The organism is Flavobacterium sp. GNP010, from assembly GCF_056428945.1.
In genome coordinates this window covers 35023-59191 of sequence record NZ_JBWJVK010000007.1, presented here as the reverse complement: position 1 = coordinate 59191, position 24169 = coordinate 35023, and the positions used below count along the sequence as shown (strand labels likewise).

Sequence of the window (24169 nt, the reverse complement as noted above, 5' to 3'; positions counted from 1 at the left end):
TCAAACAGTTCCCTAGCCCGGATAGCAGTGAAAATCCTTCCTGTTTTTTTTAAAACAGGAAGATTGCAACGCATAGCCGGAAAGAGCTCCTGATATTATTTTCTGAGTTCTAAATCATCAATGGCTGCATCGCTTGGCTCAATAATGTCTATTTTAGGTTCGATGAAATCTTGCTCGTTGGCCAATGTTTTATTCAAGGTGAGTACCAAAGCTGGCAACAACATTAAATTTGATAACATACCGAATAATAAGGTCAAAGAAATTAATCCGCCTAGGGCAATTGTTCCTCCAAAACTAGACAGCATAAATACAGAAAACCCAAAGAACAATACGATAGAAGTATAGAACATGCTCAAGCCGGCATCTGTAAATGTTGCATAAACAGATTTGCGTATTTTCCAGTTGTTTTTCTTTAATTCTTCTCGGTATTGCGATAGGAAGCGCACGGTGTCATCTACAGAGAGTCCAAAGGCAATTCCGAAAACCAAGATCGTAGACGGTTTCAAGGGAATATCTAGAAAGCCCATGATTCCGGCGGTTAACATTAATGGTAATAGATTAGGAATGATAGAAACCAATACCATTTTGAACGAACGGAACATAAATGCTATTAAAAGTGCCGTCAGTAAAAAGGCAAAAGCTAGTGACGAAAGTAAATTGTTGAGCAAGTATCCTGTTCCTTTCTGGAAAACGAGTGCTTTGCCCGTAATGGTTACTTTGTACTGGTTTTCTGGGAAAATTTTAGTAGCTTTTTTTCTAATTTCAGCTTCAATTTTGGCAATTTTATCACCGCTTTCATCACGCATAAATGTTGTGATACGGGCAAATTGTCCTGTAGAATCCACATAGCTTTTCATTACGTTGTCCTTTGAATTTTTAGCCGCATTTTTTGCGTAAGACAATATAAAAGATTGCTCCTGCGAAGTGGGTAAATCGTAGTATTCTGGTTTTCCGTTGTAATACGCTTGCTTGGAATACTTGACTAGATTGACAATAGAAATCGGTTTTGAAAGCTCTGGAATTTCATCAATAGCCTCCTCTAGTTCGTCCATTCGCCTGAGGGTAGACAACTTCATAACCCCTTTTTTACGCTTGGTGTCAATCATGATTTCTAGTGGCATTACCCCATCAAACTCTTTTTCGAAGAAAACAATATCTTCAAAAAAGGCCTCTTTTTTTGGCATGTCTTCTATCAAACTACCAGAAATACGCATTTCATAAATCCCGATGATACTAATGACTAGCAGTACAATGGAAACTACATAAATGGTAAAGCGATTGTATTTTACGTTTCTCAGAATCCATCCCATAAAAGCCTTTACATAATCGCGATCCAGGTGTTCGATATGGCGTTCTTTTGGTGCGGGAATGTAACTATGAAAAATAGGAATCACAATAATGCACAAAAAGAAAAGTGCCATGATATTGATGGATGTAACCACTCCAAATTCTAATAACAATTGATTGTTTGAAGCCACAAAAGTAGCAAAACCAATAGCTGTTGTTAAATTTGTCATTAAGGTTGCCATACCCACTTTTGTAGTAACGCGCTGCAAAGCTTTGGCTTTATTGTGGTGAATTTTATATTCCTGATGGTATTTATTGGTCAAGAAAATACAATTTGGAATTCCAATAACAATGATTAAAGAAGGCACTAAAGCTGTTAAAACGGTAATTTCATAATTCAGTAATCCTAAAAACCCAAAGGACCACATGACACCAATAATGACAATAATCAATGAAATTAAAGTAGCTCTAAAACTTCTAAAAAAGAAAAAGAAAAGCAAGGAGGTGACTAAAAGTGACGCGCCAATAAAGATGCTAATTTCGTCTGTGATGGTTTTTGCATTTAGCGTTCGAATGTATGGCATTCCGGAAACACGCAGGTCGATTCCAGTTTCTTTTTCGAATGTTTCAACCGCTGGAACGAGTTTGTCTAAAATGAAATCCTTACGTGCAGCTGTATTGACAATTTCCTTGTCCATGTACACCGCAGATCGAATGCTTCCTGATTTTTTATTAAAAAGCAATCCTTCGTAAAAAGGCAGGTCATTAAAAAGTTCTTTTCTTATTTTTTGGAGATACGCTTCGTTAACGATTTTGCTTTGGTCTACGAAAGGAACCAATTCAAAGGTTTCAAGTGAGTCGTTTTTTTGTAATTTCTTTAAATCATTAAGCGATACAACTAAATCAACAGCAAGGTCTCCTTTGATGGAGTTCATTAGCTTGCTCCAAGAGGCGAAGGCTTTTGGAGTAAAAATGGCGTTGTCTTTCACCCCAATTATAACTAAATTTCCTTCTTCACCAAATTTATTCAAAAAGGCATTATACTCAATATTGACACTATTATCATCGGGTAATAAATTAGCTTCTGTAAAAGTAAAATGGATATTTTTCCATTGTAAAGCTAAAAGAGCTGTTATCGCAATAATTATGGATAACATTAATATTCTATTTCTAAGGACAACACGGGCTATTAACTCCCAAAATCCTAAACTAAACCACTTGATCATATTTCCTATTTATCGGTGGTAAAGGTAATTAAAACCGCTATAAATCATCGATTTTAAGTTTAAGTTTTTGTTGTGTACCAATGGAATTTGCTGGCGTTTTTTATTTTACAATTAAATAATTTTGTGGTATATAAATTATACATTTGGAATCTGCATCTTTGTTAGATTAGAAAAGGGATCGAATAGACTACAATAAATATGAAAAATTATAAAAATACAGTATTTTACTTATTGATTACGGGTGGTTTTACCGCTCTAATGTACTGGATTATCACCAAAGGGAAAAAGTTAGAGGCGAGCGAAATCATAGTAACGCCAGAAAGTGGAAAAGGGTCTTGGGGCGATTTTATAACCTCCATGCAACATAATTTTCAAGATCCGTTAGCCATACTTTTAGCACAAATAATCACTATTATTCTTGTTGCTCGGGTTTTTGGTTGGATTTTCAAAAAAATTGGTCAGCCCTCAGTAATTGGTGAGATAATCGCTGGTATTGTGCTTGGGCCTTCCTTATTGGGTCTCTATTTTCCAGAATTTTCGGGAGTTTTGTTTCCTGCGGCATCCTTGGGAAATTTGAAATTTTTGAGTCAGATTGGGCTTATCCTTTTTATGTTTGTGATAGGAATGGAACTCGATTTAAAAGTTTTAAAAAATAAAGCTAATGAAGCCGTAGTGATTAGCCATGCGAGTATAGTGATTCCGTTTGCGCTTGGTATTGGCTTGGCGTATTATGTGTACAATCAGTTTGCACCAGAGGGAGTGAAATTTTTGTCGTTCAGTTTGTTCATGGGGATTGCTTTGAGCATCACTGCTTTTCCAGTTTTGGCAAGAATTGTGCAGGAACGCGGCATTCATAAAACAAAATTAGGAGCAATAGTAATTACTTGCGCTGCGGCAGATGATATTACGGCTTGGTGTATTCTGGCAGTGGTAATTGCCATTGTAAAAGCGGGGACATTTGTGAGCTCGTTGTATATAATCATGCTTGCTATCCTGTACGTTGCAGCGATGATTTATATTGTAAAACCATTTCTAAAAAGGATTGGAGATTTATATGGATCAAAAGACAGCATCGTAAAACCCGTTGTTGCCATCTTTTTTTTGGTGCTCATTGTTTCGTCCTATGCTACAGAAGTGATTGGAATTCACGCGTTGTTTGGAGCTTTTATGGCTGGAGCTATTATGCCCGACGTTCCAAAATTCAGAACCATATTCATTGAAAAAGTAGAGGATGTGGCTTTGATACTTTTACTGCCTCTGTTTTTTGTATTTACCGGTTTAAAAACAGAAATTGGTCTTATTAACGATCCGTATTTATGGAAAGTTACTGGGTTTATTATTTTGGTTGCAGTAGTGGGGAAATTTTTAGGAAGTGCTCTGGCGGCCCGATTTGTGGGTCAAAGCTGGCGCGATAGTTTAACAATTGGCGCTTTGATGAATACGAGAGGTTTAATGGAATTAATCGTTTTGAACATAGGTTTAGAACTCAAAGTATTGACTCCAGAGGTGTTTACCATGATGGTCATTATGGCGTTGGTAACCACTTTTATGACTGGTCCTGCCTTAGATTTAATCAATTATATTTTCAAAACAAAAGACGGTGTTGAAATATTGGAAGCATCAAATGCAAATAAATACCGCATTTTAATTTCGTTTGGAAATAACGAAAAAGGAAAATCTCTGCTGCGATTGGCTCATAGTTTTATTAAAAAGCAAAAAAACACCTCGAGTATTACCGTGATGCACTTGTCCTTGAGTGATGAGGTGCATACTTTTAATTTGGAAGACAAAGAAAAAAATAGTTTTTATCCTATTGTCGAAGAATCACAGTTGTTAAAGCAAGATATTACGACTATTTTTAAAGCCACAATGGATATTGAAACTGAAATTGCAGATGTAGCCAATCAAGGCGATTATGATTTGCTATTAGTAGGTTTAGGAAAATCAATTTTCGAAGGTACCATTCTAGGGAAAGTAATTGGTTTTACAACCCGCATCATCAATCCAGATCGTTTAATTGATAAGTTTACCGGTAAAGAGGGCTTGTTTGAGAATTCTCCTTTTGATGAAAGAACCAGACAAATTATTTCTAAAACCAAGATGCCAATTGGTATTTTGATTGATAAAGATTTGCAACAAGTCAATCATGTTTTTATTCCAATTTTCAGTCCTGAAGACTCTTTTGTAATTGATTATATTCAGAAATTAGTCTATAACAATAATTCAAAAATCGTTATTTTGGATGTCAATAGGCATGTCGACACTAATTTCGTAATGAAAAGTGCCATTGATTCTTTAGAGCAAAAATACCCGAACAACATCAGTTTAATCACCGATAAAATTATCAAAAAAGAATTCCTAGCCCAACAAGATTTAATGTTGATTAGTCTCGAAAGTTGGAAAGCATTAGTAGATTCTAGAAGTATTTGGCTGAGTGGTGTTCCATCTGTATTAATATTAAAACAGTAGTATGAACTGGATTTTGTTGATTATTGGAGGTCTTTTTGAAATAGGTTTTGCTACTTGTTTAGGCAAAGCCAAAGAGAGTACTGGTATGACAGCAAGCTTGTGGTTAGCAGGTTTTTTAGTGTGTTTGACAATCAGTATGTTTTTGCTGTACAAAGCGACACAAACCTTGCCCATAGGAACCGCTTATGCAGTTTGGACAGGAATTGGCGCAGTGGGAACTGTGCTAGTTGGAATTTTTGTATTCAAAGAACCAGCTGATTTTTGGCGGATATTTTTTATAACCACATTAATCAGTTCTATTATTGGGTTGAAATTCGTGTCGAGTCAGTAGTGAGATAGGAAATCAGAAGGTTTTAAAAAAAGGCTATAAGCTAAAGATTCTCAGTCGCTTTAGTGTATTGTTTTAATTTAGTAGTGCTTTTATGTTTTGATAATTTGGACTGCATGAATGTCCATTTGTGCTATGCTTCGTTTTATAACCAATAAATAAATAATACTAATAAAATCATGATTTTAACCACAACCAACTCTATCGAAGATTATAAAATCCTTGAATACAACGGAATAGTTTCTGGAACTGCTGTAAATATGCAAAAAATGGGATTGACATTTAACATGCAAAAATACTACGCAGGAATTAGTGAAAGCATCTTAGAGATAAAAGAGCAGGCTTTTACTAATTTAAAAGAAAACGCAACAAAGTTGAACGCCAATGCAGTTGTCGGAATCCAAGTTGATGTAGAGCTTAAAAGTAGTGAAGGATTAATTGCAGTAATGATAACTGGAACTGCAGTTAGTATTGTAAAACGGTAATTAAAAGCAAATTGTTTTTTTACGAGAGTTGCTGGTTTCAGTTCTATTTTTATTAATTAGAGATTAGTCATTATAATACTAGTTTTTAATTACATTCAACCATAAAAAACCCGTCCCATTATACTAACGGAACGGGTTTCAAATAGAAGTTGAGGTTGTTTTAGACCTTCATAATTTCGGCTTCTTTCACCACCAAAAGTTCATCTATTTTACGGATGAAAGCGTTGGTTAAGTTTTGCACTTCATCCTCGGCAGTTTTGCAAATATCCTCAGATGTTCCGTCTTTTTCAAGTTTTTTAATTTCTGTATTGGCATCTTTACGCGCATTTCGAATACCTACTTTTGCATCTTCAGCTTCTACTTTGGCTTGTTTGGCAAGGTCGCGACGTCGTTCTTCTGTCAAGGCAGGAACACTAATGATAATTACATCGCCGTTATTCATTGGGTTAAAGCCAATATTGGCAACCATAATTGCTTTTTCAATTACTTGTAACATGTTTTTCTCAAAAGGCTGTAGCGTAATTGTTCTCGCATCAGGAACACTAATTTTCGATACTTGCGAAAGTGGTGTTGCAGATCCGTAATAATCAACAAAAACGCTTCCAAGCATTGCTGGTGATGCTTTTCCGGCACGAATATTCAAAAATTCTTTTTCTAAATGCGCAATAGAACCCGTCATGGATTCTTTAGTACTATCTAATATAAATTCAATTTCTTCAGTCATAATTTAGATCTTTGTATTATCAGATATTAAACTGTCAGACAGTCTAACAATTCTATTATATATTTACTACTGTTCCTATATTTTCTCCTTCACAAATTTTCAGTAAGTTTCCTGTTTTATTCATATCAAAAACTACTATCGGTAATTTGTTTTCTTGGCTCAATGTAAACGCTGTGGTGTCCATTACATTTAAACCTTTTTTGAGTACATCTTCAAAAGAAATAAAATCGAATTTCACTGCCGATTCATTTTTTTCTGGATCACAATCATACACACCGTCTACGCGTGTTCCTTTTAAAATAACATCCGCATTAATTTCTATTCCGCGCAATACAGCGGCGGTATCGGTAGTAAAATAAGGATTTCCGGTTCCGGCTCCAAAAATTACAATTCTGCCCTTTTCAAGATGACGATCGGCTCTTCTCTTAATGTATGGTTCTGCGATAGATTCCATTTTTAAGGCCGTTTGCAAACGCGTTTTCATTCCCTTTTCTTCTAATGAACCTTGTAATGCCATTCCGTTGATAACGGTAGCTAACATTCCCATATAATCGCCTTGCACGCGATCCATTCCTGCACTAGCTCCCGCAACTCCTCTAAAAATATTTCCACCACCTATAACAATGGCTATTTCTACTCCTTTATCATGGATTTGCTTTATTTCGTCAGCATATTCGGCAAGTCTTTTTGGATCGATTCCGTATTGTAAGTCGCCCATTAAAGCCTCTCCACTTAATTTTAGAAGAATTCTTTTATATTTCATGTGTGTGTTGCGTTGATTTGTGCAAATATAGAATTTTCTTTTTTTCTAAAATACTGTTGCATAAATTTTATAAACTTAGTTTTTCGAACGTTTTTTTTGCGGCTTCATACCCAATATTAAAAACAGCATCCATCTTTGTTTTATTGGTCTCGAAAGTGCTGTATAAGCATAAATCTTTTGGTTCAATAACCCAGTCGCAAATATTAAATTTTTGAACGTTTGAATTTGCTGAAAGTATATCAAACGCTCGGGTAGTTACTGCTTTAATGGAGCTTAAGTCTTTGGCTTCAATTTTTTGAATCGGACTCACATAAACGCCTATGACAGTCTCACATTGTCCTTGAAGAATATCAGTAGGAAAGTGATTCAATATCCCACCGTCACTGTATACTTTTCCATTAATTTCATAAGGAGATAATATTCCAGGAAATGCTGAAGAAGCTAAAATAGCGTCGATAATTTTTGTTTGATTATCAAATATTTTTAATTTCCCTCGCACCATATCAGTTGCAGTAATGTGAATTGGGATTTTCAAATCAGCTAATGTGGCATCTTTAAAAATAGTATGAAAATAGGGCTTGAAGGATTCAGAATCTATTAATCCTGCTTTTTTAAAGGTTAAATGTTTCCAATGAAAAAGATATATCGATTTGAAAAATTCTAAAATTTCTTCGGGAGTTTTTCCCCAAGCATACATCGTTCCTACAATCGAACCTGCACTGGTGCCAGCAATTTGAGATGGACGAATGTTCTGTTCTTCTAAAAATTTAATCACTCCGGCATGGGCTATGCCTTTCGATCCCCCGCCTGAAAGTACTAACCCTATCGATTTTGTTTTTAAATCCATTTTTAATATTTGTTATAAAATTACTCTTTTTGCTGAATTGAAAGCGTCATCCCTTCGATTACTACGTTATTTTTATGGTAACTTTGTTTAAAATAATAATTCATTATGAAAACTCCAGTAGCTAAAGCCTTGTTTAATAGTCACTCCTATCTAGAATATAGAAAATTAGTTTCCGATTTGTTGCTTGAAGGAAAATCAACAGGTAGCGAACAATCAGATGACTTAACCCATTACAGTGAGTTGAATGATACCCGGATGAATCGTCTGGATAAAACAATGATAATTACGGATGAAAACATCCAGCAACTAAAGAATTTAAGAGGAGAATATATTTGGTTAGTTATCTCGGAGGGATGGTGTGGTGATGCTGCGCAACTCTTGCCGATTATAAACAAAATGGCTGTTGATTCTGGCAAAATAGAGTTAAAAATTGTGCTGCGGGATGAAAATGAGGAGTTGATGAAATTGTTTTTAACGAATAAAAAGAAATCAATTCCAATAGTGATTGTGGTCGATAAAGCAACGGGAGGTGTGCTTGGAAAATGGGGCCCAAGACCGAAAGGCGCTACCGATTTAATTACAGATTATAAAAATGAGTTTGGCACCATTGATGAAACTGCAAAAGCTAATTTGCAATTATGGTACTTACACAATAAGGGATTAAGTACTCAAGATGAGTTGATTAACTTGATGTTCGATTTAGAGCAATAACTTTTCAAATAGATAGATGTCAGAACTTTTTTTTGGTCCAAATCGAGGTACATAGTTTTAGAATAGTAGAGAAAATGATTGTTGTAGGACTAGATTTATAATAATTATTAGGGAGGAAGTGTTGATTTTATTGAGGTCAAATATGGTTTTATATTTTTCATTTCTTTTTCTTGTAGATTGAAAAATAATTCGTAAATTGCTCATTGCCAGCCAGGTCTATTGTTAATTTACTTTTTTTATTGGTGTTTCATTATTGTTTAACAACTTAAAAAACATCATTATGAAAAATCGATTTGAAAAAATTTATGATTATTTGTCACATTTCCTTTTTGGAGGAAAAAGGGTAGCTAATTATTAAATTAAGAGCGAAAGCTTAGTAGGCAAATAAAGTATGGTTTAAAGCTACTTTAACATTAGAGAAAACACATCGCAAATTCATTTTACAATTGAATTCGTCATGTGTTTTTGCTTTTACAGAAATCAAATAAAAATATATATTTGAAATATTGTTTTTTGATGGCAGATCGTACAGTAGAAAAGGTCTCATTAAATTCCTGTCTTACGGTCTCTATTTCTCCTTGAGCTTTCAAAAGTGTCTCATGTACGCTCAATCAAATAAATAATATGAAATCGTCAGCTGATTCAAAACCCAAGCTTGTTTTTTTTGTAGTCAGTGATTAAATTACTTTGGGTTATAGCAATTGGTTTTCAAGGACTTAATCAGAAGCAGGCGTGATTTCGTAAATGATGCTTGGACTTAATTTTAAATTAGAAAGAATGTGAGCAACTATTAGTTTGTCTTGCCATCCCCAGTTTATTCAGTATGAATCCCAAGAACAGTGAGCTTTTATTATGTATGCTTAGCCCTACTTTACTATTCAATCCATCAGGTAAGAAACAAAATATACTGCCGTTGCTATTTGCATTAACTTTATCACGATCCATAACATTTTAGCGGTAGCGCAAGATCAGATTCCGAAAAAGCACTAAATAGAAATAGGGATATTACTAGTCAATACCTCAAATTATTCTTTACTTTGGGATAGACTTTCTTCAAATGCAAGGACATCTACACCATTTATTACATTATAATCGCCTATTTTGGTTCGGCGTAAAGCGGTTAAATGAGAACCGGATTGCATGGCTTTACCAAAATCAAAAGCAAGGGAACGAATGTAAGTCCCTTTACTGCAAACGACTCTAAAATCTATTTCAGGAAGCGCTATTCGAGTAATCTCAAATTCGTGTATCGTTGTTTTTCTGCTCGCAATTTCAACGCTTTCTCCGGCTCTGGCATGCTCATACAAGCGAACGCCATCTTTCTTAATCGCCGAAAAAATAGGAGGTACTTGATCTATTTCGCCTAAAAATTGTTTCACAGTCTCATGAATTAAGGCTTCGTTGATATGTGCAACGGGGAAAGTCTGATCGATTTCGGTTTCTAAATCATACGAAGGTGTCGTAGCTCCTATATAGAAAGTTCCCGTATACTCTTTGGCTTGACCTTGAAGCTCTGTAATTCTTTTGGTAAATTTTCCGGTGCATACTAATAATAATCCTGTTGCCAATGGATCTAACGTTCCTGCGTGGCCAATCTTAAATTTTTTTGGCAAACCTACTTTGTTGATCAAAGCATATTTAAGCTTGTTTACCGCTTGAAAAGAAGTAAAATGCAAAGGTTTGTCAATTAATAAAATTTGACCTTCTAGGTACTCATCAGCTGTTTTCAATAGAGATTATTTTAAGTAAATAAAGTAAATCAACAAAAAAGTCCCCACTATTATGCGATACCAGCCCCATGGTTTGAAACCGTATTTTTTAATAATTTCGATAAAGAATTTAATAGCTATAATGGCAACAATAAAAGCGACTACGTTCCCTATCAAGAACAATTGAATGTTTTCATTAGATTTCAAAATCAATTCGTAACCTTTCAGTTGAGATGTTTCGTAGGTTTTCAAGAATACAGAATAGCATGTAACTGCCATCATAGTTGGAACCGCTAAAAAGAAAGAGAATTCAGCCGCAGCATGCCGCGTTAATCCTTGTTGCATGCCACCAATAATGGAAGCTGCTGACCGGCTCGTTCCAGGCATCATGGCCAAACATTGCCAAAAACCAATAGTTACTGCTTTTTTAACAGTAATATCTTCTTCTTTGATGATAGTTGGATTTTGAAAGTAATTATCAATAAATAACAAAACAATTCCACCCAAGATTAATACTATCGCAATAGGAATAGGATTGCCAAGAACGGCTTCAATTTTATCGTCGAATAATTTCCCTAAAACGAGAGCAGGAATGACAGCACAAATCAGTTTGATGTAAAAAGTAATCGCAACATTTTTTGTAGAGAAATCGAAAAATTTCTTCCAATACAGTGCGACAACCGCCAATATAGCTCCAAATTGAATCGAAACTTGAAACAGTTTCACAAAATCATCCTCTTGAATTCCAAAATAAGAGCTTAAAAAAACCATGTGTGCCGTGGAGGAAACAGGAAGGTATTCTGTTAATCCTTCGATTATAGCAATTAAAAAGGCTTGTAATGTGTTCATTTATCCTTTTTTGGGATTCTTAAGAATGGCATAAACGGTAATGCCAAACCCGATTAAAACTGTTGTTGGCGCCAATCGAATTCTTCGAAAGTTAAAGATATCTTCATTAAAAACATTCGAATCTTCACTTCCTCCGCCAGCCATGAGGATAAATCCCAAGGTAATTACTCCAATCCCAATTAAAAGAATTTTATAATTTATTTTATCAAAAAGGAATTCGGGTTTTTGTTCGTTGTCTTTCATATATGCTGAATTTAGTTCAACATTTTAAAATGCTGAATGATACTGTTTTTTTTAATCTTAGATTAATAAAGATCGTCTGTTCTTAAGTTCAAGAAACGTTGTGTGGCAAAGTAGGTACTTAACCAAGTAATCAATATTCCAATTCCTAAAACCGCTACTAACACTAATCCTATCAAAGCTTTGTCTTCTAATATTCCCAAATTTGGAAAGCTGGTTTCCACATAAATCAATACACCAATTAACGCTAAAACAGCCAGTCCTGCACCAATCATCCCTAGTTTTATGCTGCGCATCACGAAAGGTTTTCTAATAAAAGATTTAGTAGCTCCTACCATTTGCATCGTTTTTATGATGAATCGGTTGGAATGAATCGATAATCGCAATGAACTATTGATAAGTAATACGGCAATCACAGCAAGAAAACCGCTGATGATTAAAATCCACATACTTACTTTTTTGATGTTGTCGTTTACTAGATTAACCAGTTGTTTGTCATACACAATATCTGAGATCATGGTGTTTTTACGCAACCCAGTTTCAATTTTTGCAATACTATCTTTAATTACATAATCTCCTTTTAAGTGAATGTCATAGGAGTTTTGCAATGGATTTTCGCCTAGGAAAGTCATGAAATCTTCACCTATAATATCGGTATGTTCTTTGGCAGCAGCTTCTTTAGTAACGTATTTGCAGTTTTTTACAAAAAGGCTTGATTTAAGTTCTGTGCCAAAATTTTTCATAATACTGTCATTCGCTTCATTTTTAAAAAAAACAGTCATGGCAATATTCTCTTTAAAATCGTTAGCCAATTTTTTAGAATTAATGATAAAAAGCCCCAATATTCCTAGTAGAAATAAAACTAAAAATACACTTAATACTACTGAAAAATAAGAGGAAATTAAACGGCGTTTTTGAAAATTATCAAAGGAAGAACTCATAGTTTACTGAAATTATTGGGTAAAAATAATAAAGAATTTCTTTATTTAAAGTTAATAACGCTCAAAGTTTTAACTTTCGTACAATAAACGTAAATTTGGCACCGTAAAATAATCCTTTTAGGAAAAAATTAAAGCAACTGATTTTGTCAGTTCCGCTAAACCAATAATAGGACTGGAGCATGCGATAACATGACGACATAAAACGATAAAAATTAGAATGAAATACAATCCAAATGAAATTGATGCCAAATGGCAAAAATACTGGCAAGAAAACCAAACGTTCAAAGCCGAAAACAACGCTGATAAGCCTAAATATTACGTTCTAGACATGTTTCCTTATCCATCTGGAGCGGGCTTACACGTAGGGCATCCGCTAGGGTATATAGCCTCCGATGTGTTTGCTAGGTACAAAAGACACCAAGGGTTTAATGTATTGCACCCTATGGGTTACGACAGTTTTGGGTTGCCTGCAGAGCAATACGCCATTCAAACCGGTCAGCGTCCTGAAGATACAACATCGGTCAATATTGACGGTGGAGTAGACAAAGAAGGAAACCAAATTGCAGGGTACCGTAAACAGTTGGATAAAATAGGATTCTCTTTTGATTGGAGTCGTGAAGTTCGTACTTCAAATCCTGATTATTACAAGCACACACAATGGATTTTTATCCAATTATTCAATTCTTGGTACAATAAAAACAGCGATAAAGCGGAGGATATTTCAACCCTAATTGCCTTGTTTGAAAAAGAGGGAAATGCGACTGTCAATGCAGTTTGCGATGAAAATATAGATCCTTTTACAGCCAATGAATGGAACGCTTACGCAAAAGAGACTCAGGAGAAAATCCTCCTGCAATACCGATTGACGTATTTAGCGGAGACAGAAGTAAACTGGTGTCCGGGATTAGGAACGGTTTTGGCCAATGATGAAATTGTAAATGGTGTTTCAGAACGTGGCGGATTTACAGTAGTTCGCAAGAAAATGACTCAGTGGAGCATGCGAATTTCAGCTTATGCGGAACGTTTGTTGCAAGGTTTAAATGATATCGACTGGAGCGAAAGTATTAAAGAAAGTCAAAGAAACTGGATAGGGAAATCAGTTGGTGCATCAATTACATTTTATATCCTCCCCCCAGCCCCCTCCAAAGGAGTGGGAGTTGAGCCGGGTTATATGACGGGTGATTTTCAAAACGCAAAAAACTTATTGGCAAATGCCAAGGAAATGCGAAAAGAACCAACATTTGCTGAAGCGATGTTGTGGGATGCTGTTCGAAATAAAAAATTAGATGGAAAGTTTAGAAGACAACATTTAATTGGAAATTATATTGTCGATTTTGTTTGCTTAGAAAGTAGATTAGTTGTTGAAGTTGATGGAGATTATCACAATACACCTGAACAAATTGAACTTGACAACGCAAGAACTTTAGAACTAGAACAAAAACATCTTTTTAAAGTTATCCGATTTACGAATGAAGAAGTAAAAAATGATATTGATTCTGTTTTATCAAAAATTAAAACAGAATTAAATAGTAGGAAAACTTTAGGCACAATTAATCAGGGCTCAACTCCCTCACCTTTGGGGAGGGTTGGGGTGGGGATTTTCACAACAAGACCTGATACTATTTTTGGAGTTACGTTTATGACCTTGGCACCGGAACACGAATTGGTTTCTCAAATTACCACTGCCGAACAAAAAGCTGAAATAGATGCCTATATCGAAAAAACGTCAAAACGTTCTGAGCGCGAACGTATGGCCGACGTAAAAACAATTTCGGGAGTATTTACAGGAGCTTTTGCAGAACATCCGTTTACCAAAGAGCCAATTCCAGTTTGGATTGGTGATTATGTTTTGGCAGGTTACGGAACAGGTGCGGTTATGGCGGTTCCTTGTGGCGACGAAAGAGATTATGCTTTTGCGAATTTCTTTAAAGGACAAAACGGAATGCCAGCCATCAAGAACATCTTTGATCAAGACATTTCTGAAGCAGCTTATGGCGCCAAAGAAGGATTTAAATTAGTAGCTTCTGATTTTTTAAATGGTTTAGATTATAAAAAAGGAACTCAAAAAGTAATTGAGGAACTAGAAAAAATAAACCAAGGAAAAGGGAAAATCAATTATCGTTTGCGTGATGCGGTTTTCTCTCGCCAGCGTTATTGGGGAGAGCCTTTCCCGGTGTATTATGTGAATGGCTTGCCGCAAATGATTGATGCGCAACATTTGCCAATCATTTTGCCTGAAGTGGAGAAATATTTACCAACCGAAGACGGCTTACCGCCTTTAGGAAACGCTGCAGTTTGGGCTTGGGACAGTGTAAATAATAAAGTGGTTTCAAACGAGCTTCTCTCCCCTCCTTCGGAGGGGTTGGGGGAGGAAACTATTTTTCCTCTTGAATTGAACACCATGCCAGGTTGGGCGGGAAGTTCATACTATTGGATGCGTTATATGGATGCGCATAACGAAACCGAATTTGCAAGCAAAGAAGCGCTAGCCTATTGGGAAAGCGTAGATTTATACATTGGCGGAAGCGAACACGCAACCGGTCACTTGTTGTACTCTCGTTTTTGGAACAAATTCTTAAAAGATAAAGGTTTTGCTCCAACCGAAGAACCATTCAAGAAATTGATTAATCAGGGAATGATTTTGGGAATGAGTGCGTTTTTAAACCGAACTTCATTTTCTTTTGGATCAGAATTAAGCGTTGGCTTAACAAATGAATTTGCTGACGAAGAAAATAAGTTGATTAAAAATTGCGAATCTATTTTCCTTTCCTTTGATCTTATAAATAAAGGACATAGACATATTGCCGAATCTTTAAACAAAATTGATATTTTAAAAGATTTAAGTGAAGAGTGGAAATCATTAGTTGAAAAGCACTTTTCTATAAAATTAGAAAAAGTATATATCCAATATAATGGGTTTACTAAAATTCATTTACCAATAGAATTTTTAAAAGGCACAACAGATGAAGTTGATTTAAATAGATTAAAAACTTTTCATCCTGAAACAAAAAACGCAATTTATCTTGATAATGAAGGTCTAATTGTTAATAATGAAAATCAAAAATTTACTACAAATAGAGAAATCGAAAAAATGTCGAAATCCAAATACAATGTTGTAACTCCAGATGCTATTTGTGAAGAATACGGAGCCGACACCTTACGTTTGTATGAAATGTTCTTAGGGCCTTTAGAACAAGCGAAACCTTGGAACACAGCAGGAATTTCAGGAGTTTTTGGTTTCTTGAAAAAACTATGGCGTTTGTATTTTGATGATAATGGTTTGATTGTTACCAATGACGTACCAACGAAAGACAACTTAAAATCATTACACAAAACCATCAAGAAAGTAGCTGAGGATATTGAAGGGTTCTCTTTCAATACTTCGGTTTCACAGTTTATGATTTGTGTGAATGAATTGTCTACACAAAATTGTCATTCTCGTGCCATCTTAGAGCCATTAGCGATTGTGATTTCGCCGTATGCACCGCATATCGCTGAGGAATTATGGTCTTTATTAGGAAATACAGGTTCTATTGCAACGGTGCCTTTTCCAGTTTTTGATCCAAAACATTTGGTAGAAAGTGAGAAAGAATATCCGGTTTCTTTCAACGGGAAAATGCGTTTTACGATGGTTTTACCTTTGGATTTAACCGCAGCACAAATCGAGGAAATCGTCATGAAAGACGAAAGAACCATCAAACAACTAGACGGTAAAACCCCAAACAAGGTGATTATCGTTCCGGGGAAAATAATTAACTTGGTGGGGTAGTAAAAGGAATCAATTTCAATGGCAATGACAATGTCAATGAAAATAATGAATAGAAGAATAAGTAAAAAATTCCAAACTCTAATGACATATGTTATTTGGAGTTTGGAATTTTTTATTGCTATTGCCATTGAAATCAGTCAATTAATTTTTTTATTAAAATTTTTATTTCTGTTGTAACATTTTAATAGTTCTCGTATCCAAAGGGCGGATCCGATTAATTATCAACTTAAAACTATTAAAAATGAAAAAGTATATCTTCGTAGTTGCCGCACTATTATTTCCAGCATTATGTTTAAATGTATTTGGGCAGACAAAATCGTATCCGTTTGAAGTTATAAAAACAGGAAAAGGAAAACAAGCTATAATCTTCCTGCCTGGTTTTGCCAGTTCTGGAGACGTCTGGAATGAAACAAAATCTAATTTCGAAAAAGATTTTACTTGTTATACGTTTACTATGGCAGGTTTTGCGGGAGTTAAACCACAGCCGAATGCTTCATTTACAAATTGGGAAACAGAGATTGTCAATTATATAAAAGCCTATAAAATTGAAAAACCAATTATAGTGGGTCATAGCATGGGTGGCGGACTTGCACTTGCAATAGCATCTGATTATCCAGAGCTGATAGATAAAATTGTTGTTGTCGATGCACTTCCTTGTTTGGCCGCTTTGAGAGATCCTTCTTTTAAATCACAAGAAAATAACGACTGCAGTCCAATGCTCAATCAGATAGGAGCTATGTCTGAAGATGAGTTTCTTCAAATGCAAAAAAGAAATATGGCAATGCTGATGGCTAATCCTTCCAAGCAAGAGGAAGCAATAAGCTGGAGTATGAAATCTGATAGAAAAACATTTAGTCGAATGTATTGTGATTTTTCTAATACTGATTTGAGAGAGAAAATTGCGACTATAAGATGTCCTTCATTGATAGTATTAGAATTTGGTTTTTCTAATTTCAAAGAACCTATTGAAGCGCAGTATAAAAACTTGAAAACTGCAAGTTTTCAGTATTCAAACAAAGGCCTACACTTTATTATGTATGATGATGCAGTATGGTATTTGGCTCAGCTGAATAACTTTATAAAATCATAAAAATGGAGTTTGAAGAAGTATATAAAATCTATTGGCAAAAGATATTTCGTTTGTGTATGGGTTATGTAAATGATTATGACCTTGCGCAGGATCTTGCTCAGGAAACATTTATTATTGTTTGGCAAAAACTGGAAACATTTAGAAATGAATCCAGCATTGGGACTTGGATTTTCCGAATAGCATCGAACAATTGTCTGAGGCAGATCGAAAAAGAAAATCGGTTTCCAAAAGCAGAACTTCCCATAAACATTACCGAGGAAAAGCACAAGTCATTGGAACCACAGATTCAGTTTTTGTACAAATGCATTGCCGAACTTCCGGAAACCGACCGTATTATTATCTCACTCGAACTCGAAGAGGTAAAGCAGGCAGAAATAGCCAAGATTGTCGGGCTTTCTGAAGCCAATATCAGAGTAAAAATTCATAGAATTAAAGAAAAACTGACACACAAATTTAAAGAAAATGGAGAATAATATAGACTTCAAAAATTTATGGAAACAGCAGGCTGTAAGTCCGCCAAATATAGAAGAATTGCTTGCTAAACTTAAACATTTCAAAAAAACTAGTTTGCGAAGATTAATACTTACAAATGCCATGTTGATCGCAACTTGCGTTTTAATACTTTTAATTTGGTATTACTACCAACCGCAATTTCTTTCAACCAAAATAGGAATTGTTTTGAACGTCGCCATAATGGCTATCTACTTATTTGTTTATAATAGATTGTTTGGTGCGTATAAAGAATTGGACAATACAGATAGTAATGCTGCATATTTGCAAAAATTAATAGCAATTAAAACAAAGCAAAAGTTCTTACAGTCGAAAATGTTGAGTTACTATTTTATAGTTCTAGGATTAGGATTGTGTTTATATATGTATGAATACACTTCTATGATGACCATGTTCTGGGGGATTTTTGCTTATACAATTACATTATTTTGGGGTGGGTTTGTTTGGTTTTACTTACGTCCTAGGCAAATAGTTAAGGAAAATTTGAAAATAGATAATTTGATTGATAAATTTCAAAGGATTAATGATCAATTAGAGATAGAGGCGTAGCTTCACTGTGGAAAATTAATTTGTTACCATATCTTGCTAGATTTTTTATTTAACAAATGCCACATTGACATTTTTAAAAATTGGTTCAAATTTTGTTGTTAGTTTTATAACTTTATAAAAAATTAAAATAACAAGATATGTTAGGATTCAGTTTACCATCAATGATATTAATGGGCGGTATTATGCTAGCAAGTTGGTTAGTTAGCTCAAGATTAAAAAGCAAGTTTGAACACTATTCAAAGTTGCATTTGCAGAATGGCATGTCAGGTGCTGAAATTGCCGAAAAGATGCTTGCGGATAACGGAATTCGTGATGTAAGAGTAATTTCAACTCCAGGAAGATTGACAGATCATTACAATCCATCAGATAAAACCGTAAACTTAAGTGAGGCGGTTTATAACCAGCGAAATGCCGCAGCTGCTGCTGTTGCAGCTCACGAATGTGGTCACGCCGTACAACATGCAGTTGGCTATCAATGGCTTACGATGCGTTCTAAATTAGTTCCAGTTGTAAATGTAGCCTCTAGTTACATGCAGTGGATTTTGCTTGGCGGAATTCTACTGTTAAATACTTTTCCGCAATTGTTGTTGATTGGAATTATCATTTTTGCAGCTACTACTTTGTTTTCGATTGTGACTTTACCAGTCGAATATGACGCTAGTAATCGTGCTTTGGCTTGGTTAGAAAACAAAAGAATGCTTACGCCTCAAGAACAAGCTGGAGCCAAAGATTCTCTAAAATGGGCTGCCAGAACGTATGTTGTAGCTGCTTTAGGATCAATTGCAACGTTGCTTTATTATATTTCAATTTATATGGGAGGAAGAAGAGACTAATTCTCTAACTTTTATATAATTACGTATCAAATCCAAATTCCAATTTTAATGGAGTTTGGATTTTTTTTATATCTCATAACTTACCCTTCACATCTCACAACTCACTTTTCGCAACTCACTTTTCACAACTCACATCTTGCCCTTCACTTTTCTCAAAGTTGAATCTGTCGGTCAATTTGTTGGTCTAAGGAAATAAAAGTTTCTGTCCTTGATACGCCTTCAATCGCTTGGATTTTAGTGTTGAGTAAGTGCATTAAATGTTCGTTGTCGCGACAAATAATTTTGATTAGAATCGACCAGTTTCCGGTGGTGTAATGGCATTCTAAAACTTCAGGAATTTTCTTTAAATCACGAACAGCTTCGGCATTTCTAGCTGCTTTGTCTAAATATACGCCAACAAAGGCCATTGTATTGTAACCAAGTACTTTATTGTTTACGGTAAATTTGGATCCTGAAATAACACCCGATTGTTCTAGCTTTCGCAAACGCTGATGAATTGCAGCTCCTGAAATTCCTATTTTATTGGCGATCTGCAGAATGGGCTTTCGGGCATCTTCCATCAAGTCGCGTAAAATTTCTTTGTCAATACCGTCAATTTCTACGATCAAGGAATTTATTTTCATAAGTTATTATTGTAAACTAAAATATGGAATTTAGTTTGAATTCAAAATCAAATTTACAACAATAAGTAGTAGGAGCAATGTTAATTAAAGAAATGCACTAGATGATGTTTTGACATAAAAAAAGCCATTCGTAATCGAATGGCTTTTATGCGTATAGTGTAAAAAATTATTTTCCTTTATTAGCTTCGGTAATGTATTTTTCTAAAGCCATTGTCATAGACGGTGTTGCTGGTGTAGGAGCAAGAATATCAACTCTTAAACCATGATCTAGTGCTTCTTTTTGTGTGGTGCTACCAAAAACAGCGATTCGTGTATTGTTTTGTTCAAAGTCTGGAAAATTCATAAACAACGATTTTATTCCAGTTGGACTAAAGAAAGCCAAAACATCATAATAAACATCGGCTAGATCAGATAAATCACTCATAACTGTTTTGTAAAAAACGGCAGGAGTCCAGTCTACTTTTAAAGCGTTTAGTGTGATTGGTGCATCGGCATTCAATTGATCTGAAGCGGGTAATAGAAATTTTTCGTCTTTGTATTTTTTAATTAGCGGGGATAAATCAGCAAAATCTTTTGGACCAACGTAGATTTTACGTTTTCTATAGACTACGTATTTTTGCAAGTAAAAGGCGATAGCTTCAGATTGACAGAAATATTTTAAGCTTTCTGGGACCTTGTAGCGCATTTCATCAGCTACTCTAAAAAAATGATCAACAGCATTTTTACTCGTTAAAATTATTGCGGTGTAATGATTAAGATCTATTTTTTGAAGTCGGATCTCTTTGGCATTAACTCCTTCTACGTGAATAAAAGGTCTGAAATCAATTTTTACTTTATGCTTTTGTTGAAGTTCAAAGTAAGGGGAATTTTCCACTTTAGGCTCGGGCTGTGACACCAAAATTGTTTTCACTTTCATATTTTAACGGTTTCTAAGCAGTCCCTTTGGTAAACCAATAATACATAAAATAATAGGGTGCTATTTCAAGAGCGCAAAGATATAAAATAAAATAAAACAACTTACCGAATATTATATTTTGATAGTTTTTAATTGAAATGAAATAGGTCAACACATTATATATTAAAACAATAGCAAGCATTGCCAAAGGAATATTTCTTGAAAATGAGTCGTAATAAAACAAAATAATATTAAATGGCAGCATGAATAACCCAATATAAGTTCGGTATGTTACTTTTTGAAGACTGAATTGTTCCAAGAATTCTTCGATTTCAAACGATGTGGCAATTATTTTTTCAATTAAATATTTAGCTAGGATAAAAAAAGTTAAAAAAGTAACTATTTGAATATAAAGGATCCAGTCGGTCTTAGAAGCATAGCCGAAATAGCTGAGCGAAATCTGGATGAAGAAAGCAAATGAAATGACTTGAACAAAAAATAAAGCAATGGTGAAACTACTTCTTAGGTGGCTACTGTCACGGTAAACCTTGTTGTATTTGTTCGAAAAAATTAAATTGGCAAAGTCTCCAAATCTGTTTTCGAAAACCGATTTTGTGATTGCTATTACAGCAAATGACAGAACAAAAAGCACTGTTGCCCAGTCTTTGTTTTCAGTTATTCTTGGTAGAAGTATATTTTCGATCATAACGCAACAAAATTAGTAATTTTTATATCATTCTTTTTATTATAATTTTATTAAGGATCAAATGGCATAAAAAGTTTACTTTTGCGTTGAAATTAGTCAAAAAACATGAATGATTGTATTGTTATAATTCCTACCTATAACGAAATTGAAAATATAGAAAGCATTATTCGATCCGTGTTTTCGCAGCATAAATCCTTTCATATTCTTATTATTGATGATAATTCACCGGATCACACTGCTGACAAGGTTGTTTTACTTCAATCTGAATTTGCTGGGAAATTGTTTTTAGAAAAAAGAACCAAAAAATCGGGTTTGGGAACAGCTTATGTTCATGGATTTAAATGGGCATTAGCGCGTAGTTATGATTTCATTTTTGAAATGGATGCCGACTTCTCTCATAATCCAAATGATTTAGAAAAATTATACAATGCCTGTTACTTAGGCGATGCAGATTTAGCTGTTGGATCTCGGTATGTTACAGGAGTAAATGTGGTCAATTGGCCATTGAGTCGTGTGTTGTTGTCGTATTTTGCATCAATATATGTAAAATTCATTACTGGTATGAAGATACACGATGCCACAGCAGGATTTATTTGCTATAAGAGAAAAGTATTAGAGGAAATCAATTTGGATAAAATACGATTTGTGGGTTATGCGTTTCAAATTGAAATGAAATACAGAACCTATTGCAAAAAATTTCAAATTGTTGAGGTGCCCATTATTTTTACTGATAGAACAAAAGGGCAGTCCAAAATGAGTAATTCTATAATTGTTGAAGCTGTTTTTGGAGTAATTGCACTTAGATTAAAAAGATTAGTCAACACATTATAAGAAAAAGATAAGATGAACAGGATTTTAATTAAGAATGCCAAAATTGTAAATGAAGGAGTCATTTTTGAAGGCGATGTATTAATTGAAAATGACTTAATTGTTGAGATTGCAGACAGTATTAGTGCAAAATCCTCTCAATGCATAATTATTGATGCCGAAGGAAATTATTTGATTCCTGGAGCTATTGATGATCAAGTGCATTTTAGAGAACCTGGACTTACGCACAAAGGCGATATAGAATCAGAATCGAAAGCAGCAATTGCTGGAGGAATTACTTCTTTTATTGAACAACCCAACACAATCCCAAATGCGGTTACCCAAGAAATATTAGAACAAAAATACGAGTTGGCTGCCCAAAAATCATACGCGAATTATTCCTTTATGATGGGGGCGACTAATGACAATTTAGAGGAAGTTTTAAAAACAAATCCAAAGAATGTTGCCGGAATAAAAATATTTTTAGGTTCCTCAACAGGAAATATGTTGGTGGATAATGAAGTCACTTTAGAGAAAATATTCTCCAGTACACCATTATTAATTGCGGTGCATTGTGAGGACGAAACGACCATCCAAAAAAATTTAGAAAAATACAAAGCAGAGTTTGGAGAAGACATTCCCGTTACAGCGCACCATCTTATCCGAAGTGAAGAGGCCTGTTATATTTCCTCTTCAAAAGCGATAGCGCTGGCTAAGAAAACAGGAGCACGTTTGCATGTTTTTCATCTTTCGACTGCCAAAGAAATGGATTTGTTTACTAACAAAATTCCATTAGAAGATAAAAAAATTACTGCCGAAGTTTGTATTCACCATCTTTGGTTTACCAATGATGATTATGCTACTAAAGGCAATTTGATTAAATGGAATCCAGCTGTAAAAACAGCCCATGATAGAAAAGTTTTGTGGGAAGCTTTGTTAGACGATCGAATTGATGTTATTGCTACAGATCATGCGCCACACACTTTAGAAGAAAAAAATCAGTCTTACTTAAAAGCGCCCTCTGGAGGTCCATTAGTGCAGCACGCGGTTGTGGCTATGTTTGAAGCACATTATGAAGGAAAAATTAGCGTAGAGAAAATAGTGGAAAAAATGTGCCATAATCCGGCTAAAATTTTCAAAATAGAAAAGCGAGGCTTTATTAGAGAAGGCTATTACGCAGATTTAGTTATTGTAAATGCAGGTTTGCCTTGGAGCGTAAAAAAAGAAAATATTATTGCCAAATGTGGTTGGTCTCCATTTGAAGGATATACTTTTAAATCTAGAATTACCCATACCTTTGTAAACGGACAGTTGGTTTATACTGCTTTTAAAGTAAAAGATATTCGTGCAGGAAAACGTTTGCTATTTGAAAGATAAAATTTCATAAATGAGAAAAATCATATTATTTTTAGCGATTGCCATAACATTTGTGAGCTGTAAAGAGGAGGTTATACCTAAGCCAGATCGATTGATTGCACAAGATGTTATGATCGATATTATGTATGATTTGACTATTTTAGAAGCTATAAAAAATCAAAATCCAGCTTCCTTGGATACTTTTAAAATAAATTCTAGAGCGTATATCTTTAAGAAATATAAAATTGACAGTATTCAATATGCCAAAAGCAATATTTATTACGCTTCTGATTACAACGAGTATAAGAGCATGTTTGAGCAAATTAGTAAGCGATTAGAAGTCAAGACTCAAAGTGTAGATTCCTTGATTAAAAAACAAAAAAAGAAAAAATCGGTTAAAAAGGTGCGGCAAAAATCAAGTATAGACAGTGATACTCCAAAAGTATATTAAG

23 protein-coding genes are annotated in these 24169 nt (G+C 34.7%); 12 read left to right on the top strand and 11 right to left on the bottom strand.

The window, feature by feature from the left end; genetic code table 11:
- Positions 1–95 precede the first annotated feature (95 nt).
- Positions 96–2513, bottom strand: coding sequence for an efflux RND transporter permease subunit (locus tag AC061C_RS04190; protein ID WP_478290161.1), 2418 nt, complete (start codon positions 2511–2513; stop codon positions 96–98).
- A 198-nt stretch (positions 2514–2711) separates the two neighbouring features.
- On the opposite strand from AC061C_RS04190, the gene AC061C_RS04185 reads away from it, so the two are divergent.
- The 3 genes from AC061C_RS04185 to AC061C_RS04175 all read left to right on the top strand — a co-directional run bounded on the left by AC061C_RS04185 (position 2712) and on the right by AC061C_RS04175 (position 5795).
- Positions 2712–4982, top strand: a complete 2271-nt coding sequence (locus tag AC061C_RS04185; RefSeq protein ID WP_478290160.1) for a cation:proton antiporter — start codon at positions 2712–2714, stop codon at positions 4980–4982.
- 1 nt (position 4983) lies between these two features.
- Positions 4984–5313: a DMT family transporter gene (locus tag AC061C_RS04180; RefSeq protein ID WP_478290159.1), complete on the top strand. Its 330-nt coding sequence runs from the start codon at positions 4984–4986 to the stop codon at positions 5311–5313.
- A gap of 176 nt (positions 5314–5489) precedes the next feature.
- Positions 5490–5795: a YbjQ family protein gene (locus tag AC061C_RS04175; protein ID WP_417975665.1), complete on the top strand. Its 306-nt coding sequence runs from the start codon at positions 5490–5492 to the stop codon at positions 5793–5795.
- Between the two features lie 160 nt (positions 5796–5955).
- Here the strand turns inward: AC061C_RS04175 and frr are convergent, their stop codons facing one another.
- The 3 genes from frr to AC061C_RS04160 all read right to left on the bottom strand — a co-directional run bounded on the left by frr (position 5956) and on the right by AC061C_RS04160 (position 8129).
- A complete protein-coding gene (gene frr, locus AC061C_RS04170; protein ID WP_309757782.1) occupies positions 5956–6519 on the bottom strand; it encodes a ribosome recycling factor in 564 nt (187 codons plus the stop codon).
- 55 nt (positions 6520–6574) lie between these two features.
- Positions 6575–7282 (bottom strand): UMP kinase, encoded by a 708-nt coding sequence (pyrH, locus tag AC061C_RS04165; RefSeq protein ID WP_478290158.1) that lies wholly within the window; start codon positions 7280–7282, stop codon positions 6575–6577.
- A 67-nt stretch (positions 7283–7349) separates the two neighbouring features.
- Positions 7350–8129, bottom strand: a complete 780-nt coding sequence (locus AC061C_RS04160; protein ID WP_478290157.1) for a patatin-like phospholipase family protein — start codon at positions 8127–8129, stop codon at positions 7350–7352.
- Positions 8130–8234: 105 nt separating this feature from the next.
- Between AC061C_RS04160 and AC061C_RS04155 the strand changes: the two genes are divergently transcribed.
- Complete coding sequence (locus AC061C_RS04155) at positions 8235–8840, top strand: thioredoxin family protein (protein WP_478290156.1); 606 nt, start codon at positions 8235–8237, stop codon at positions 8838–8840.
- A gap of 1025 nt (positions 8841–9865) precedes the next feature.
- Here the strand turns inward: AC061C_RS04155 and truB are convergent.
- The 4 genes from truB to AC061C_RS04135 form a co-directional block, all read right to left on the bottom strand.
- Positions 9866–10570, bottom strand: a complete 705-nt coding sequence (gene truB / locus AC061C_RS04150) for a tRNA pseudouridine(55) synthase TruB (protein WP_478290155.1) — start codon at positions 10568–10570, stop codon at positions 9866–9868.
- Between the two features lie 6 nt (positions 10571–10576).
- Complete coding sequence (locus AC061C_RS04145; protein ID WP_417975658.1) at positions 10577–11398, bottom strand: undecaprenyl-diphosphate phosphatase; 822 nt, start codon at positions 11396–11398, stop codon at positions 10577–10579.
- The gene (locus tag AC061C_RS04140; RefSeq protein ID WP_478290154.1) at positions 11399–11641 is read right to left on the bottom strand and encodes a DUF3098 domain-containing protein; all 243 of its coding nucleotides are present in this window, start codon (positions 11639–11641) and stop codon (positions 11399–11401) included.
- Between the two features lie 62 nt (positions 11642–11703).
- Positions 11704–12579 (bottom strand): cell division protein FtsX, encoded by an 876-nt coding sequence (locus tag AC061C_RS04135; protein WP_478290153.1) that lies wholly within the window; start codon positions 12577–12579, stop codon positions 11704–11706.
- A gap of 217 nt (positions 12580–12796) precedes the next feature.
- Between AC061C_RS04135 and AC061C_RS04130 the strand changes: the two genes are divergently transcribed.
- From AC061C_RS04130 to AC061C_RS04110, 5 genes are all read left to right on the top strand, one after another.
- Complete coding sequence (locus AC061C_RS04130; protein WP_478290152.1) at positions 12797–16348, top strand: leucine--tRNA ligase; 3552 nt, start codon at positions 12797–12799, stop codon at positions 16346–16348.
- 241 nt (positions 16349–16589) lie between these two features.
- Positions 16590–17438, top strand: coding sequence for an alpha/beta fold hydrolase (locus AC061C_RS04125; RefSeq protein ID WP_478290151.1), 849 nt, complete (start codon positions 16590–16592; stop codon positions 17436–17438).
- Between the two features lie 2 nt (positions 17439–17440).
- The gene (locus AC061C_RS04120) at positions 17441–17911 is read left to right on the top strand and encodes an RNA polymerase sigma factor (RefSeq protein ID WP_478290150.1); all 471 of its coding nucleotides are present in this window, start codon (positions 17441–17443) and stop codon (positions 17909–17911) included.
- Positions 17901–18497 (top strand): hypothetical protein, encoded by a 597-nt coding sequence (locus AC061C_RS04115; protein ID WP_417983832.1) that lies wholly within the window; start codon positions 17901–17903, stop codon positions 18495–18497. The genes AC061C_RS04120 and AC061C_RS04115 overlap by 11 nt, the downstream gene beginning before the upstream one ends.
- A gap of 137 nt (positions 18498–18634) precedes the next feature.
- Complete coding sequence (locus AC061C_RS04110) at positions 18635–19330, top strand: zinc metallopeptidase (RefSeq protein WP_417945410.1); 696 nt, start codon at positions 18635–18637, stop codon at positions 19328–19330.
- A gap of 152 nt (positions 19331–19482) precedes the next feature.
- Here AC061C_RS04110 and AC061C_RS04105 read toward each other — a convergent pair whose 3' ends face one another.
- From AC061C_RS04105 to AC061C_RS04095, 3 genes are all read right to left on the bottom strand, one after another.
- Complete coding sequence (locus AC061C_RS04105) at positions 19483–19953, bottom strand: Lrp/AsnC family transcriptional regulator (protein ID WP_309756523.1); 471 nt, start codon at positions 19951–19953, stop codon at positions 19483–19485.
- Positions 19954–20119: 166 nt separating this feature from the next.
- Positions 20120–20869 (bottom strand): uroporphyrinogen-III synthase, encoded by a 750-nt coding sequence (locus AC061C_RS04100; RefSeq protein WP_478290149.1) that lies wholly within the window; start codon positions 20867–20869, stop codon positions 20120–20122.
- Positions 20870–20882: 13 nt separating this feature from the next.
- Entirely contained in the window at positions 20883–21554 is a 672-nt protein-coding gene (locus tag AC061C_RS04095; RefSeq protein WP_478290148.1) for a DUF4271 domain-containing protein, read from the bottom strand.
- A gap of 105 nt (positions 21555–21659) precedes the next feature.
- Here AC061C_RS04095 and AC061C_RS04090 point away from each other — a divergent pair, with 105 nt between their 5' ends.
- From AC061C_RS04090 to AC061C_RS04080, 3 genes are read left to right on the top strand one after another with little or no spacing between them, the layout of a single operon-like run.
- A complete protein-coding gene (locus AC061C_RS04090; RefSeq protein WP_478290147.1) occupies positions 21660–22385 on the top strand; it encodes a polyprenol monophosphomannose synthase in 726 nt (241 codons plus the stop codon).
- A gap of 12 nt (positions 22386–22397) precedes the next feature.
- Positions 22398–23738, top strand: coding sequence for a dihydroorotase (locus AC061C_RS04085; protein ID WP_478290146.1), 1341 nt, complete (start codon positions 22398–22400; stop codon positions 23736–23738).
- A gap of 10 nt (positions 23739–23748) precedes the next feature.
- Positions 23749–24168 (top strand): DUF4296 domain-containing protein, encoded by a 420-nt coding sequence (locus tag AC061C_RS04080; RefSeq protein ID WP_478290145.1) that lies wholly within the window; start codon positions 23749–23751, stop codon positions 24166–24168.
- Position 24169 lies beyond the last annotated feature (1 nt).